This is a genomic window from Bradyrhizobium sp. CCBAU 11430 (assembly GCF_028128855.1).
GTDB lineage: Bacteria > Pseudomonadota > Alphaproteobacteria > Rhizobiales > Xanthobacteraceae > Bradyrhizobium > Bradyrhizobium ottawaense.
Map to the genome: position 1 here is coordinate 19,086 of NZ_LBJV01000050.1, position 13,888 is coordinate 32,973.

General features: G+C 65.0%; 9 protein-coding genes and 2 pseudogenes. 4 read left to right on the forward strand and 7 right to left on the reverse strand.

Annotation, left to right across the window (positions count from 1 at the left end):
- Positions 1-47: 47 nt before the first annotated feature.
- The 3 genes and pseudogenes from XI04_RS13660 to gltX form a co-directional block, all read right to left on the reverse strand.
- Positions 48-1,227: pseudogene (locus XI04_RS13660) on the reverse strand (ROK family transcriptional regulator).
- Between the two features lie 283 nt (positions 1,228-1,510).
- Positions 1,511-2,815, reverse strand: coding sequence for a citrate synthase (gene gltA / locus XI04_RS13665; protein ID WP_095424074.1), 1,305 nt, complete (start codon positions 2,813-2,815; stop codon positions 1,511-1,513).
- A 147-nt stretch (positions 2,816-2,962) separates the two neighbouring features.
- Positions 2,963-4,402 (reverse strand): glutamate--tRNA ligase, encoded by a 1,440-nt coding sequence (gltX, locus tag XI04_RS13670; protein ID WP_095424075.1) that lies wholly within the window; start codon positions 4,400-4,402, stop codon positions 2,963-2,965.
- Between the two features lie 166 nt (positions 4,403-4,568).
- Between gltX and XI04_RS13675 the strand changes: the two genes are divergently transcribed.
- The 4 genes and pseudogenes from XI04_RS13675 to XI04_RS13690 all read left to right on the forward strand — a co-directional run bounded on the left by XI04_RS13675 (position 4,569) and on the right by XI04_RS13690 (position 9,446).
- Positions 4,569-6,245: a glutamine--tRNA ligase/YqeY domain fusion protein gene (locus XI04_RS13675; protein WP_028141535.1), complete on the forward strand. Its 1,677-nt coding sequence runs from the start codon at positions 4,569-4,571 to the stop codon at positions 6,243-6,245.
- A 7-nt stretch (positions 6,246-6,252) separates the two neighbouring features.
- The gene (locus tag XI04_RS13680) at positions 6,253-6,639 is read left to right on the forward strand and encodes an SgcJ/EcaC family oxidoreductase (protein WP_271610094.1); all 387 of its coding nucleotides are present in this window, start codon (positions 6,253-6,255) and stop codon (positions 6,637-6,639) included.
- Between the two features lie 202 nt (positions 6,640-6,841).
- Entirely contained in the window at positions 6,842-7,075 is a 234-nt protein-coding gene (locus XI04_RS13685) for a DUF2171 domain-containing protein (RefSeq protein ID WP_015685840.1), read from the forward strand.
- A gap of 95 nt (positions 7,076-7,170) precedes the next feature.
- Positions 7,171-9,446, forward strand: a pseudogene (locus XI04_RS13690) (ComEC/Rec2 family competence protein).
- 9 nt (positions 9,447-9,455) lie between these two features.
- On the opposite strand, the gene XI04_RS13695 reads toward XI04_RS13690, so the two are convergent.
- From XI04_RS13695 to XI04_RS13710, 4 genes are all read right to left on the reverse strand, one after another.
- Positions 9,456-10,397 (reverse strand): GAF domain-containing protein, encoded by a 942-nt coding sequence (locus XI04_RS13695; protein ID WP_212476773.1) that lies wholly within the window; start codon positions 10,395-10,397, stop codon positions 9,456-9,458.
- Positions 10,398-10,613: 216 nt separating this feature from the next.
- Positions 10,614-11,048 carry a hypothetical protein gene (locus XI04_RS13700; protein ID WP_028141557.1) on the reverse strand — a complete coding sequence of 145 codons (435 nt, stop codon included), beginning with the start codon at positions 11,046-11,048 and terminating at the stop codon, positions 10,614-10,616.
- A 561-nt stretch (positions 11,049-11,609) separates the two neighbouring features.
- A complete protein-coding gene (gene lexA, locus XI04_RS13705; RefSeq protein WP_026202323.1) occupies positions 11,610-12,311 on the reverse strand; it encodes a transcriptional repressor LexA in 702 nt (233 codons plus the stop codon).
- 176 nt (positions 12,312-12,487) lie between these two features.
- Positions 12,488-13,699 (reverse strand): molybdopterin molybdotransferase MoeA, encoded by a 1,212-nt coding sequence (locus XI04_RS13710; protein WP_271610092.1) that lies wholly within the window; start codon positions 13,697-13,699, stop codon positions 12,488-12,490.
- Positions 13,700-13,888: the final 189 nt, after the last annotated feature.

Consider the following 13,888-nt stretch of genomic DNA (forward strand, 5'->3'; position numbering starts at 1 on the left):
CCCGGTGTGAACTCTCTTGCGCGCGAGCCGCGCAGCTTCAGGCCGTCTCAGGCGGCCTCCGTCGACGCGGCCGGCATGCCGCCGCGGCAGGCGAGGCAGAACGCGGCGAAGGCCAGCGCGGCCCTGGGATCATTGCCGTTCGACGGCGGCACGAAAGCCAGCGACACCTGCGCATGCTTGCGGCCGCCGAGCAGGCAGGCATCGACGCCGTCGACCAGCGCTTTCCGATCGCCTTCCGCAAGGAGCGAAGGCCAGCCGGAGATGGCGACGCCGTGACAGGGCTTGACGTTCAGCGTGTTGCCGATCGCGAGCCCAAGGCGATACAGGCGATGCCGCAGCTCCTGACGCACGCGCGAGGAGATCGGGATCGCGCTGACCCAATCGCTGCCGAGCTGGAGCAACTCCGGCTCGGGCACGCCGAGAAGCTCGGCCAGCGCCGGAAGCGAAGTATAGGCCTCGACACAGCCGAGGTGGCCGCAGCGACAGCGCGGCCCGCCTTCGCCAAACACCATGTGACCGAGCTCGATTGGCTGGAGCGCGTCGGTCTCGACGGGATCATCCATCCAGGCGCCCGCAACGCCATGGCTGACAAAGACGAACAGGTGCGTGTCATTGAATGGATAGTTTTCGGTGCGACAGCGATGGAATGTGGCGTGCGCCACGACCGAATTGGTAAATTCGACGGGCACGTCGGCGAACATCTCGCCGAACATGTCGCTGATGCGCCCGACGTCACAGGGAATGATGGGGTTGCCCGCGGCGCTGAGCCGGCCGAGGCCCGGAATGGAGACGCCGACCTGAGAGAGGACGACGCCGCGGCGCCGCGTCCAGTCGCGCAGCAATGTCATCGCTTCGCGAAACGCCCGGTCGACGGTCTCGACGGTCGGCGACTTCGGCAGGGGGCACGCGCTCGGTGTAGTGCAGCTCGCCCGACAGGCCGCCGACGCCGAGGCTGAGGTGCTGAGCGGTCAGTTCGAAGGCTGCGAGGGCAACCGAGCCGTCGAGCGACACGAGTCCGGTCGGGCCGCCGACGTAGGGGGCAGGGCGCCGCACTTCCTCGATCAGGCCTTCGGTCTTCAGGTCAAGCAGGATGCGCGACAGGCTCGCTTCGGACAGGCGCACGGCCTTGGCCAGCGGCGGGCGAAACGAGCCACCCGACTGAAGCAGGTGAGTCAAAATGGCAGCGCGCGTCTGCCGCCGACTTCTCGGCTGCTCCGGCATTTCCATCCCTGTCGTCATTCTTACTTAGTGTAAGAATTTGCGCGCGGAGCGCTCTGACTGTCAAGGCGTTTGCGGCCGCAGGTGTGGACTTTGTTGTTGTGCGCGGCAGCAAGCGTGTCACGGCCCGATTGGTCTCGTAGGGTGGGCAAAGCGAAGCGTGCCCACGACTTCGTATCTGTTGCGGAGAGGTGGTGGGCACGCTGCGCTTGCGCACCCTACGGCACCTCCATAAACAAAAACGGCGCCATCTTGCGATGGCGCCGCTTCGAAAGCCGTATCGGCTTGGAGTTTACTTGCGATCCCTGATCGCGACGTAGTCGCGGCGGGTGACGCCGGTGTAGAGCTGGCGCGGACGGCCGATCTTCTGCTGCGGGTCCTCGATCATCTCGCTCCACTGGCTGATCCAGCCGACGGTGCGGGCGACCGCGAACAGCACGGTGAACATCGAGACCGGGAAGCCCATCGCCTTCAGCGTGATGCCCGAATAGAAGTCGACGTTCGGGTAGAGCTTGCGGTCGATGAAGTACTGGTCGCTGAGCGCGATCTTCTCGAGTTCGAGCGCCACCTTCAGCATCGGATCGTCGCCATGGCCGGTCTCCTTGAGCACGGCGTGACACATCTTCTGCATGATCTTGGCGCGCGGATCGTAGTTCTTGTAGACGCGATGACCAAAGCCCATCAGGCGGACTTCGGAGTTCTTGTCCTTCACCTTGGCGATGAATTCGGGAATCTTGTCCACGGAGCCGATCTCGGCGAGCATCGCGAGGGCTGCTTCGTTGGCGCCGCCATGCGCCGGACCCCACAGGCAGGCGATGCCGGCGGCGATGCAGGCGAACGGGTTGGCGCCGGACGAGCCGGCGATGCGCACCGTCGAGGTCGAGGCGTTCTGCTCGTGGTCGGCATGCAGGATGAAGATCTTGTCCAGCGCGTCAGCGAGCACCGGGTTGATCTTGTAGTCCTCGCACGGCACGGCGAAGCACATGTGCAGGAAGTTCTCGGCGAACTTGAGCGAGTTCTTCGGGTACACGAAGGGCTGGCCGACCGTGTACTTGTAGGCCATCGCCGCCAGCGTCGGGATCTTGGCGATCATGCGCATGGAAGCGATCATGCGCTGCTTCGGATCGTTGATGTCGGTGGAGTCGTGATAAAACGCGGCGAGCGCGCCGACCGCAGCCACCATGATCGCCATCGGATGCGCGTCGCGGCGGAAGCCCTGGAAGAAGCGGGCCATCTGCTCGTGCACCATCGTGTGATGGGTCACGCGGTCGTCGAAATCCTTCTTCTGCGCGGCGGTCGGCAGATCCCCGAACAGCAGGAGATAGCAGGTCTCGAGGAAGTCGCCGTTCTCGGCGAGCTGCTCGATCGGGTAGCCGCGGTATTCCAGCACGCCCGCGTCGCCGTCGATATAGGTGATCTTCGACTGGCAGCTCGCGGTGGAGGTGAAGCCGGGATCGTAGGTGAACAGGCCGGACTGGCCGTAGAGCTTGCCGATATCGACGACATCAGGCCCGACGCTGCCGCTGTGGATCGGGAGATCGTAGTTCTTGTTTCCGACCGTCAGCGTAGCGGTCTTATTGCTCGGTTTTGCGTCCATCGTAGGTCCCCGATGAAATGTGAAGCGGGCCGGAGCCGGAGGCCCCCTTTGCGAGATGATGGGGCAGGCCGGATGTTCCAGAAGGTACGGGGGAGATGGGTATATTATTGCTGTGTGCGCTGCAAGATCACCGCACGCATGCTCGACTTACGTCTTAGTCTGGTCCTTGGACTGATCCTCAAGCCGGCCGAGGCTTTCCTGGCGTCCCAGGACGTCCAAAACCTCAAATATACCAGGCGACGTCGTCCGCCCGGTCAGCGCGGCCCGCAAGGGTTGGGCGACCGCGCCGAGCTTGAGACTATTTTCCTCGGCAAAAGCGCGTAGCGCGGCTTCGGTGGTGGCGCCGCTCCATATCTCGACTTTCTCCAGCGCGGAATGAAGCTGGCCGATCAGCTTGCGGTTCTCTGGCGTCAGCAGCGCTTGTGCCTTGGGATCGAGCTCCAGCGGCCGGTCGGCGAAGATGAAATAGGCGCTGTCGATCAGCTCGATCAGCGTCTTGGCGCGCTCCTTCAGGGCCGGCATGGCCTTGAGAAGCTGGGCGCGCGTAGTGTCGTTTAATTTGGCCTTAATCTCGTCGCGTGCGGGCACGAGATGGTCGAGCACGTCCTCGAACATCTTCACGAGTGATTGATCGTCGGCGTGGCGGATGTAGTGGCCGTTGAGGTTTTCCAGCTTGGCGAAATCGAAGCGGGCAGCGGCGCGGCCGACGCTGGCGAGGTCAAACGCCGCGATCATCTCCTCGGTCGAGAAGATCTCCTGGTCGCCATGGCTCCAGCCGAGCCGGACGAGGTAATTGCGTAGCGCGGCCGGCAAATATCCCATGGCGCGGTAGGCATCGACGCCGAGCGCGCCGTGACGCTTGGAGAGCTTCGAGCCGTCCGGGCCGTGGATCAGCGGAATGTGGGACATGCTCGGCAGAGCCCATCCCATCGCATCGTAGATCTGCTTCTGGCGCGCGGCGTTGATCAGATGGTCGTCGCCGCGGATCACATGGGTCACGCCCATGTCGTGATCGTCGACCACCACGGCGAGCATGTAGGTCGGGTTGCCATCGCCGCGCAAAAGCACGAGGTCGTCGAGGTTCTCGTTCTGCCAGACCACGCGGCCCTGGACCTGGTCCTCGATCACGGTCTCGCCGGTCTGCGGCGCGCGCAGGCGGATCGTCGGCTTGACGTTGGACGGGGCTGTCGCGGGATCGCGGTCGCGCCACATCCCGTCATAGAGGCGGGTGCGCCCTTCCGCGCGCGCCTTCTCGCGCATGGCGGCGAGTTCCTCGGCGGTGGCGTAGCAGCGATAGGCCTTGCCGTCGGCGAGCAACTGCTCGGCGACCTCGCGGTGGCGCGCGGCACGGCTGAACTGGTAGATGACCTCGCCGTCCCAGCCGAGCTCCAGCCATTTCAGACCATCGAGAATGGCGCCGATCGCCGCCTCGGTGGAGCGCTCCCGGTCGGTGTCCTCGATCCGCAGCAGCATCTTGCCGCCGTGCTTCTTCGCGTACAGCCAATTGAATAGCGCTGTGCGGGCGCCCCCGATATGGAGGAAGCCGGTCGGCGAGGGAGCGAAGCGCGTGACGACGGAATTGGTCATTCTTGGCAGGGCCTATGCTTTGGAGGCGGTGGTGTATAGCAGGAACGGGACATAAACAAAGCCCGTCGGCGGACCTGCCAGGCCCCGCTTGAGGCCTGCTTAAGCTCTTGGCTCAGCCTCCCGAATTTGGCAGAAGAACCGCTGATTTCCCGACAGGATTTTCGTAATGACAGAACCGGTGGCAGCTGAGGTTGGGCGCGATTTCATTCGTGACATCGTCCAGGCCGACCTCGACCAGGGCAAATACAGGGAGATCGTGACCCGGTTCCCGCCGGAGCCGAACGGCTATCTGCATATCGGCCATGCCAAGTCGATCGCGCTGAATTTCGGCATCGCCCAGGAGTTTCCGGGCCGCTGCCATCTGCGTTTCGACGACACCAACCCGGTCAAGGAAGAGCAGGAATATATCGATTCCATCCAGGCCGACGTGCGCTGGCTCGGCTTCGACTGGGGCAAGAACCTGTTCTTTGCCTCCGACTATTTTGACCGCCTGTACGAATGGGCGGAGCAGCTGATCCGCGACGGCCTCGCTTATGTCGACGACCAGACCCAGGAGGAGATCCGCCTCTCGCGCGGCACGCTGACCGAGCCCGGCAAGAACTCGCCGTTCCGCGACCGCAGTGTGGACGAAAACCTCGGCCTGTTCCGCCGCATGAAGGCCGGTGAATTCCCGAACGGCACGCGGGTGCTGCGGGCCAAGATCGATATGGCAGCCGGCAACATCAATCTGCGCGATCCCGTGCTGTACCGCATCCTGCATGCGCATCATCCGCGCACCGGCACCAAGTGGCACATCTATCCGAGCTACGATTACGCCCACGGCCAGTCGGACGCCATTGAAGGCATCACGCATTCGATCTGCACGCTGGAGTTCGAGGACCACCGGCCGCTCTACGACTGGTTCATCGAGAAGCTGCCGGTGCCGTCGCAGCCGCACCAGTATGAATTCGCGCGGCTCAACCTGACCTATACGCTGCTGTCCAAGCGCGTGCTGACCCAACTCGTCCGCGACGGCCACGTCGCGGGCTGGGACGATCCGCGCATGCCGACGATGGCGGGGATGCGCCGCCGCGGCGTGCCGCCGGCCGCGCTGCGTGAATTCGTCAAGCGCATCGGCGTTGCCAAGGCCAACAGCGTGGTCGACGTCGGCATGCTCGAGTTCTGCATCCGCGAGGAGCTGAACCGCACGTCGCAGCGACGCATGGGCGTGCTGCGCCCGCTCAAGGTGGTGATCGAGAACTATCCGGAAGGGCAGACCGAGGAGCTCGAGGCGATCAACCATCCGGACGATCCCTCGGCGGGCACGCGGAAAATCACGTTCGGCCGCGAGCTCTATATCGAGCAGGACGACTTCATGGAGAATCCGCCGAAGAAGTTCTTCCGCCTGTCGCCGGGCAACGAGGTGCGACTGCGCTACGCCTATTTCGTCAAGTGCACCGGCGTGATCAAGAACGACAAGGGCGAGGTGGTGGAGCTGCGCTGCACCTATGATCCCGCGACCAAGGGCGGCAACGCGCCCGACGGCCGCAAGGTCAAGGCGACGATGCATTGGCTGCCGGCGGCGGCGTCGGTGCCCGCGGAGATCCGCATCTACAACCAGCTGTTCGCCAATCCGAGCCCGGACGCCCAAAACTTCGCGGCCGATCTCAATCCGAACTCGCTGGAGATCCTCAGCGACGCTCGGATCGAGGCATCGGTCGCAGCGAGCAATTCGACCGAGCCGATGCAGTTCGAGCGGCAGGGCTATTTCGTCCGCGACAAGGACTCGACGCCGGGCAAGCCGGTGTTCTCCCGCACCATCGGCCTGCGCGACACCTTCGCGAAGGAAGTCGCAAAAGGGTGATGCGCATATGAGCAACGAAGCCAACGCCATCGTTTCCGCCATCATCGCGAAATGGTGCGCCGGCTTCGCGACGCTCGACGCCGCCGCGCTCTCGTCGCTCTATGCGAAAAACGCGTTCTTCTTCGGTTCGAACCCGAAACTCTATCGGGGCAGGGACGGTGTTGCCGATTACTTCAACGGCCTGCCGCGCTGGCGCAAGCCGAGCGCCGTATTCTCCGACGTGAACGCAGCGCAGGCCGGCCCCGATCTGATCAACATGGCCGCGACCATCTCGTTCGACCTCGCCGGCGAGCGCCCTGATCTCGTCGTCAAGATGAGCTGGGTCATCGTCCGCGAGGACGGCGACTGGAAGATCGTCAATCACCACGCTTCGGCGAAGGCGCCGCTGATCTGATTGGCGCTCTTCATCAGTTTGTCATTCCGGGATGGCCCGAAGGGCCAGGCCCGGAATCCATAACCCCAGCTTGTGGTTATGGATTCTCCGATGCGCAATTGCGCATCATAGCTCGCGCCAAGTGGCGCGCCCCGGAATGGCAGCAGAATACGAACCGAAGCTCTCTCCGCGCGTTGAGGTGGCTCCAACCAAGGATCCCACCATGCAGAACATTGCAGAGCATATGGAAGTCATCGGCGCCGACGGCGTTCATGTCGGCACGGTCGACAAGGTCGAAGGCAATCGCATCAAGCTGACCAAGAAGGACAGCGGCGAGGGCAGCCACAAGGGCCACCATCATTTCATCGACAAGGGCCTCGTCGCCGGTGTCGAGGGTAACAAGGTGCGGCTGTCGGCCAAGGCGGATGTCGCCGTGACGATGGAAGAGGAAAAGTAGGGGGGAGTCCCTTCGTTCTCGATTTGTACCGCTATTCGCGCGGCCGCACGTTCCGGTAGCCTTGGCGACAATCGCGTCGCGTAGGGTGCAGGGATATGGCGGAGCCGGGCCGGCCAGCACGGTCCCACGGTATAGCCGGGACGTGGCCGGTCGGTCGTGCTGCGCAGGCGGGCGGCTTGGTGCCGGCGGGCTTTGGCGCCTGGTCGGCAATCGTCGAGACGCTGCGTGAATGGGCCCGCGCGGAGGCCGGCGCCGGGCGACTGTTGCCGTGGGTGCCTGTCGCCTTTGGCGGTGGCATCGCACTCTATTTTGCCGCCGATCATGAGCCGGTGCTGTGGGTCGTTGCCGCGACGGCTATCGCGCTCACGTTTGGCGCGGTGCTGTTGCGGCGGAGCCGGCTGTTTGCGCCTGCGATCATGATTGCGGCGGTCGCTTCCGGCTTTGCCGTGGCAACCTGGAAGACGGCGCGCATCGCCCACCCCGTGCTGGCCAAGCCGCTCTATTCAGTGTCGCTGGCGGGTTTCGTCGAGGCCCGCGATATCCGCGAGCGAACCGATCGTTTCGTGCTGCGCGTCACGGCCATGGAGGCGCAGCGCAGCGAGGTCAAGCTGGAACGCGTCCGCCTGTCGGTGCGCAAGGGCACTGCGCCCGAGGTCGGCAGCTTCGTGCAGCTCAAGGCGCGGCTGATGCCGCCGCTCTCGCCGGTGCGCCCCGGCAGCTACGATTTTTCGCGCGACATGTTCTTTCAGGGCATCGGCGCCTCCGGCTTCGTGATGGGCGCGATCACGGCTTCAGTCCCGCCCGATGCCGGCGGCCTGCGGCTGCGTTATGCCGCCTTCATGCAGGGCCTGCGCGATGCGATCGACGCCCGCATCCGCGCCACGCTCGAGGGCGACAACCGCGCGATCGCGACAGCGCTGCTCACCGGGCGGCGCGATGCGATTTCCACGCCCGTCAATGACGCGATGTTCATCTCGGGGCTCGGCCATGTGCTCTCGATCTCCGGCTATCACATGGCGGTCGTCGCCGGCGTCGTCTTCTTCGCGGTGCGCGCACTGCTGGCCTTGATCCCGGGACTGGCGGCCGGCTTTGCCATCAAGAAATGGTCGGCGGCCGCAGCGCTGGTGGCGGCTGCGTTCTATCTGCTCTTGTCTGGCGCGGAGGTCGCGACGCAACGTTCGTTCTTCATGACGGCGGTGGTGCTGATCGCCGTGATGGTCGATCGCCGCGCCATCACCTTCCGTACGCTCGCGGTGGCGGCGCTGATCGTGCTCGCGGTCGCGCCGGAAGCGCTTGTGCATCCGAGTTTCCAGATGTCCTTTGCCGCGACGCTCGGTCTCGTCGCGCTGGTACAGATCGGCATGCCGAACCTGTTTGCCTCACCCGATCATTCGGCGACCGCGCGCGTCGCGATGTGGGGCGGCCGCGAGATCGCGATGCTATTCCTGGCCTCGCTGATCGCCGGGCTTGCGACCACGCCCTACGCCGCCTTCCACTTCCACCGCGTCACGCCCTACGGCGTGCTCGCCAATCTCGGTGCGATGCCGGTGGTCTCGGCGCTGGTGATGCCGGCGGGGCTGCTGGGATTGCTCGCAGCGCCGTTCGGGCTCGACGGCGTGTTCTGGTGGCTGATGGGGATCGGCATCGACTGGATGGTCGCGGTCTCGCGCTGGGTGGCGGCATTGCCGGGCGCGGTCGGCCGCATCCCGGCGTTCGGCATCGCGCCGCTGATCGCAGCGAGCCTGGGGGTCATCGTGATGGGCCTGTTGCGTACGCCGTTGCGCTGGGGCGGTGCCGTCGTGCTGCTGGTTTCCATCGGCTGGGGGCTGTCGGTGCGCCAGCCCGATATCCTGATTGCCGGGGACGGCGCGAGCGTCGCGGTGCGGGGCGGGGACGGGCGTTTGCATCTGATCAGGGCAGGCAAGGACAATTTCGTGCTGAGGGAGTGGTTGGCTGCCGACGCCGATCCGCGCGATGCCGGCAGTAGCGCGCTGGCGAGCGGCATATCGTGCGACGAGTCGGGCTGCGTAACGCCGCTCGCAGACGGACGGCTGGTCGCGCTGGCCTCGCGCATCGACGCGTTGGCGGACGATTGCAACCGGGCTGCACTGGTGGTGACGTCAAGGCCCGCGCCGCCCGTTGTGCGGCGATGGTGGTGGATCGGCAGCGGCTCGCTCGCCAGGGCGCGCTGGCATTGACCCGGCGTGGCGACGGCTTTTCGGTTCAGGCGGTGAGGGCAAGAGGCACGAACCGCCCGTGGTTACCGGCCGGTGCGGGCGAAGGTGACTTCGACGGCAGCCTTGCGCAGAAGGCGGCTCCCCGCAGCCGCGACGCAACGCCATCGGAGACCGACTTGCAGGCCGACGATTGACGCCATCGATTACAGATACCAGGCCAGCACGGCTTCGAGCTTTGCCTTGCCGATGACCGGCAGGGCCACCATTCGGCTCAGCCCGGCTGCGCAGGCCTCAGAGCCCGCGATCGAGCCGTCATGAGTGAGATCGTCGTTGAGCGCGGGCATGCCGGCGGCCCAGGCGCCGCCGATGCTGCCTTCGCCCCTGGCAATGGAATTGGCGGCATAGCGGGCGGCAAGGTCGGTCTGCGCGCTGCAATCGCCGGCGCGAAAGACCAGCGCCGAACGGGCCTCGTTCGGGACCCAGATCTCGAAGCGTCGCGCAATCGGCGTTGCCTGAGCGGAGAGGAAAGTCAGGACCCAGGTTTGGTCGGTGCCGGTTCGGTAGGGCACGCCGACACCCAGATTGATCCCGACCTTGGCTGCGTCCTCCCAGCGCAGGAAGCTCTTGGCGTCGTGCAGGTCCTTGATGATCAGCGGCAGGCCCGCCTTCCAGGTGCGTCCGGGAAGTCCGAAGCCGCGAGGAAATTTAGTGTGGCGCGAGTTGAATTCGAACATGTCCGCCGCGCCGTAATAGCCGTCGACGAGGCCCATCTCGTGGGAGAGATCAGGATCGTTGTGCCAGAGTTCGATCGCGCCGACATGCGCCTCGTCGTCGCCGCAGAACAGCACCATCACGGCTTGCAGAAATTCGCCTGCAAACACCGGCACCGCCACGCCGCAGGTGAGGCCGGCGGCGACGGCCTGATCGGTCCGCTTGAAATAGGAGTTGGCGAATTTCGTGAGGATGACGGGATGGCCGCAGGCCCAGGCCTTGCCCGGAAGCCCCTCGTCATATCCGAAGTGCAGCTCTTCGCTGACGGCCTTGAACGCGGACAGCCCTTCATCGTAAAGGCCACCGCCGAATTCCAGCCGCATGCGCGTCCGGTCAGGCACCCAGAGTTCAACGACGCGAATAAAGGTTTTCATCGAGCGTGTCCGCCGCCTCAGACCACGACAGCATCGGTCATTTGGCTGCGGAGCGGAGGTTCAAAATTCAGGCAGGACGGCCCAAACTTCATGCGGCGACGAGGTGCGGCGGCGCTCGCCGATCGAATTTCGTGAAACAAAAACCCACCGGGCTCGCCGGCATCGGCCGGCGACGGCATTTCAATCCTGGCCCCGGACCCGCCGGGCCGGAGGGCGTCAGCCGATCGGCAGTCGCGTGACCGTCGGGCGACTGTCGGCGATGATCTGCGGCTTGTGCTCGCGCTCGCCGATCGGCTGGGTCACCGGCAGTTGCAGCACGGTTGCGCGCTGGCCCTCGACGAGCTGCGTCACCAGCACGGATTTGCCGTCCGGGAATTCGATCGCATCATGATGGCGATCGGGAATGTGCGGATCGATCTTGCCGAACTTGCCGACGCGGGAGTTGACGGTGCGCGTCCAGATCCAGCGGTTGTCGTAACGGACGTTATCGGCGAAGGCGAGCTCCGTTCCCGGCAGCAGGCAGACCGCGACGGAGAGATCGGCTTCGGAGGCGAAGCCGCGCGTCGAGGTGCCGCGGAATGTTGTCGTGACGATCGTCTCGCCGACTTCTGCGGGGCGCGTCGCGACGGCATGCAGGCTGTAGTCACACATCGGGTGCTCCTCTATGCAGAGATAGCGACCCGCACCCCTTTTGGAGGCGCAGGCCCCTACCAGAGTGGAAGCACGTGACGGTCTGCTTGGTTGTAGGCAAATCTGCGGCTGGGATCCGCGAGCCCCGATCACATTATCTTTTCCATCTTTTCCGAATTCGATAGGAACAAAGTCGGCTTCCGTGCATTTGGCAGGCGCGCGTCAACGACCGGCGAAACCAGCCAGCCCGAGTATCGTCAGCTCGGCTGCGTGCGCGCTGCATTGCGGTTGTTGCGGATTTTCTGGATCACGGCCGTGTCCTAGCCGACATGATGATGCGACCAGCGTTGCTGCGGCTGCGCTCAAACGATCCGGCGCATTTGGGCTGTCCCCCTCGAACTCGCAAGGCCGCGAAGCGATGTTGCTTCCCGCGGCCTGCCGAGGATGTCGCGAAAGGGGGAGGGGCCGGACAATCTGTGCAGAACCAGAAAGACTATCCAGCCGGAGCGGACCATCATCCGCTCCAATCTCTGATCGGCGATGCCGACCGAAGGCGCGCGCGAGGCGCTGAAGACTCCGGTATCAGTACTTGCGGTAAAGCCCGATCAGCTTGCCCTGAATCTTCACGCGGTTCGGCGGCAGGATGCGCACCTCGTAAGCGGCATTGGCGGGCTCCAGCGCGATCGAGGCGCCGCGGCGGCGGAAGCGCTTGAGCGTGGCTTCCTCGTCGTCGATCAGCGCCACCACGATGTCGCCGGTATCGGCGCTCTCGTTGCGCTGGATCAGCGCCATGTCGCCGTCGAGGATGCCGGCCTCGACCATGGAATCGCCGCGCACTTCGAGCGCGTAATGCTCGCCGGAGCCGAGCATGTCTGGAGGCACGCTGATGGTGTGGCTGCGGGTCTGCAACGCCTCGATGGGGGTGCCGGCCGCGATGCGGCCCATCACGGGCACCGCAACGGGCCGCTCGCCCTCGTCCGCGGACGGGCTGGAGCTCGCGCGCAGCTTGCCGAGATTGCCCTCGATGACGCTTGGCGTGAAGCCGCGTCGGTTGCCGGCGGCAGCTTGGAGCTCCGGCAGCTTGATCACTTCGATGGCCCGGGCGCGGTTGGGCAGCCGGCGGATGAAGCCGCGCTCCTCGAGTGCGGTGATCAGGCGGTGGATGCCTGACTTCGAGCGCAGGTCGAGCGCATCCTTCATCTCGTCGAAGGACGGCGGCACGCCGCTTTCCTTCAAGCGTTCGCTGATGAACCGCAGAAGCTCGTATTGTTTGCGCGTTAACATCTCGACCAAAGTCCCCCGGTTGATGTCGTTCGATTCCGAGACGATGAGTTCAGCGATAAGCCGCTACATCCTCGAAACAAATCATGAACGGACACTATATGTTCGATACATGTTCCGCAACTGCTTAATTTACCGTGAACAGAGCGAAACTCGCCGAATGCGTGTGGCCGCGCAGTTCAGACGGGGAGCCGCAGCACTTCGCAGGGGCTGCCGGCCTCGGCCTTTGGCGCAAGCGGTGCGCGCACGAGAAGTACCTGTGCTGCAGCAAGATTCGCAAGCAGAGAGGAGTCTTGATGGCTGACGGGAAGGGCGACGAGCGTGCCGTCGTCGCGCGGCTCCAGGCGCGCGCGCAGATAATCCTCGCGCTGGTCATTGGCGCCGAGATCGCGGCCCAGCACGGCGCGCTCGCGATGGTGATGAATCACCGAACGGCCCGACAGCGCGCGAATCAGCGGCACCATGAACAGGAAGGCGCACACGTAGGACGACACGGGATTGCCGGGCAGGCCAATGACTCCCATCGTCCCTAAGCGTCCGTGCATCATCGGTTTGCCGGGCCGCATCGCGATCTTCCAGAACGCCAACGCGATGCCTTCGTCCTTCAGCGCCTGCTGGACCAGATCGTGGTCGCCGACCGATGCGCCCCCGGTCGTGACCAGGACGTCGGCGCCGCTTTCGCGCGCGCGGCGGATGCCGGCGGTGGTGGCCTCCAGCGTATCGGCGGCAACACCGAGGTCGATGGTCTCGGCGCCCTCGCTGCGGGCGAGCGCGTGCAGGGCATAGCCGTTGGAATAGACGATCTGGCCGTGCCCGGGCGTTGAGCCCGGCATCACCAGTTCATCGCCGGTGGCGAGGATCGCGACCTTCGGACGACGGCAGACGGCGAGTTGCGGGTGATTCATTCCAGCGGCGAGGGCGAGATCGCGCTCTGTCAGACGGGTTCCCTTGCGCAGGAGGACGTCACCCTCGCGGAAATCAACGCCGGCGGGGCGGATGTGCCGACCCACGATCGCGGCTTCCTTGATCGTTATGTGCTTGCCCTCGGCGATCGTGTCCTCCTGGATCACGACTGCGTCGGCGCCGTCGGGAACGACGCCGCCGGTGAAGATCCGCACGGCTTCGCCGGCGCCGACCCTTTCCGTGAACGGACGGCCCGCTGCGACCTCACCGATCATCGTCAGCCTGGAATCGATCGTTGCCGCATCGGCCGCGCGCACGGCGTAGCCGTCCATCGCCGACATCGCCTGGGGCGGTTGGGTGCGCCGCGCAGCGACGTCCTGCGCGAGCACGCGATGGTAGGCTTCGTCGAGTGAAACCATCTCTGCAGGCAGCGGCTCTGCACCCGCCAGCACCGCAGCAAGGGCGTCGGAAACCGGCATCAAGGCCACGGCGAAACTCCTGCTCGGCACGTTCGGACGAAATGTTCCGACAGTCTTCTAGCCGAGCGCGGGGGCAGAGGCAAAAATGCGGAGCGGGCACGATTTATCTTGCCGCTTTCCGGCCCTGGATCGAAGGCAGGCTCAGGCTCAGGCTTGGCGTGGCATGATCCAGAGAACGAGGCCGATCGGCAGGAGGGT

Bases quoted from the DNA above. Each gene is read 5' to 3' on its own strand.
- XI04_RS13680 (WP_271610094.1), top strand. From the start codon at position 6,253: ATGAGCAACGAAGCCAACGCCATCGTTTCCGCCATCATCGCGAAATGG.
- XI04_RS13675 (WP_028141535.1), top strand. From the start codon at position 4,569: ATGACAGAACCGGTGGCAGCTGAGGTTGGGCGCGATTTCATTCGTGAC.
- XI04_RS13695 (WP_212476773.1), bottom strand. From the start codon at position 10,397: ATGAAAACCTTTATTCGCGTCGTTGAACTCTGGGTGCCTGACCGGACG.
- gltX (WP_095424075.1), bottom strand. From the start codon at position 4,402: ATGACCAATTCCGTCGTCACGCGCTTCGCTCCCTCGCCGACCGGCTTC.
- XI04_RS13700 (WP_028141557.1), bottom strand. From the start codon at position 11,048: ATGTGTGACTACAGCCTGCATGCCGTCGCGACGCGCCCCGCAGAAGTC.
- XI04_RS13685 (WP_015685840.1), top strand. From the start codon at position 6,842: ATGCAGAACATTGCAGAGCATATGGAAGTCATCGGCGCCGACGGCGTT.
- lexA (WP_026202323.1), bottom strand. From the start codon at position 12,311: ATGTTAACGCGCAAACAATACGAGCTTCTGCGGTTCATCAGCGAACGC.
- gltA (WP_095424074.1), bottom strand. From the start codon at position 2,815: ATGGACGCAAAACCGAGCAATAAGACCGCTACGCTGACGGTCGGAAAC.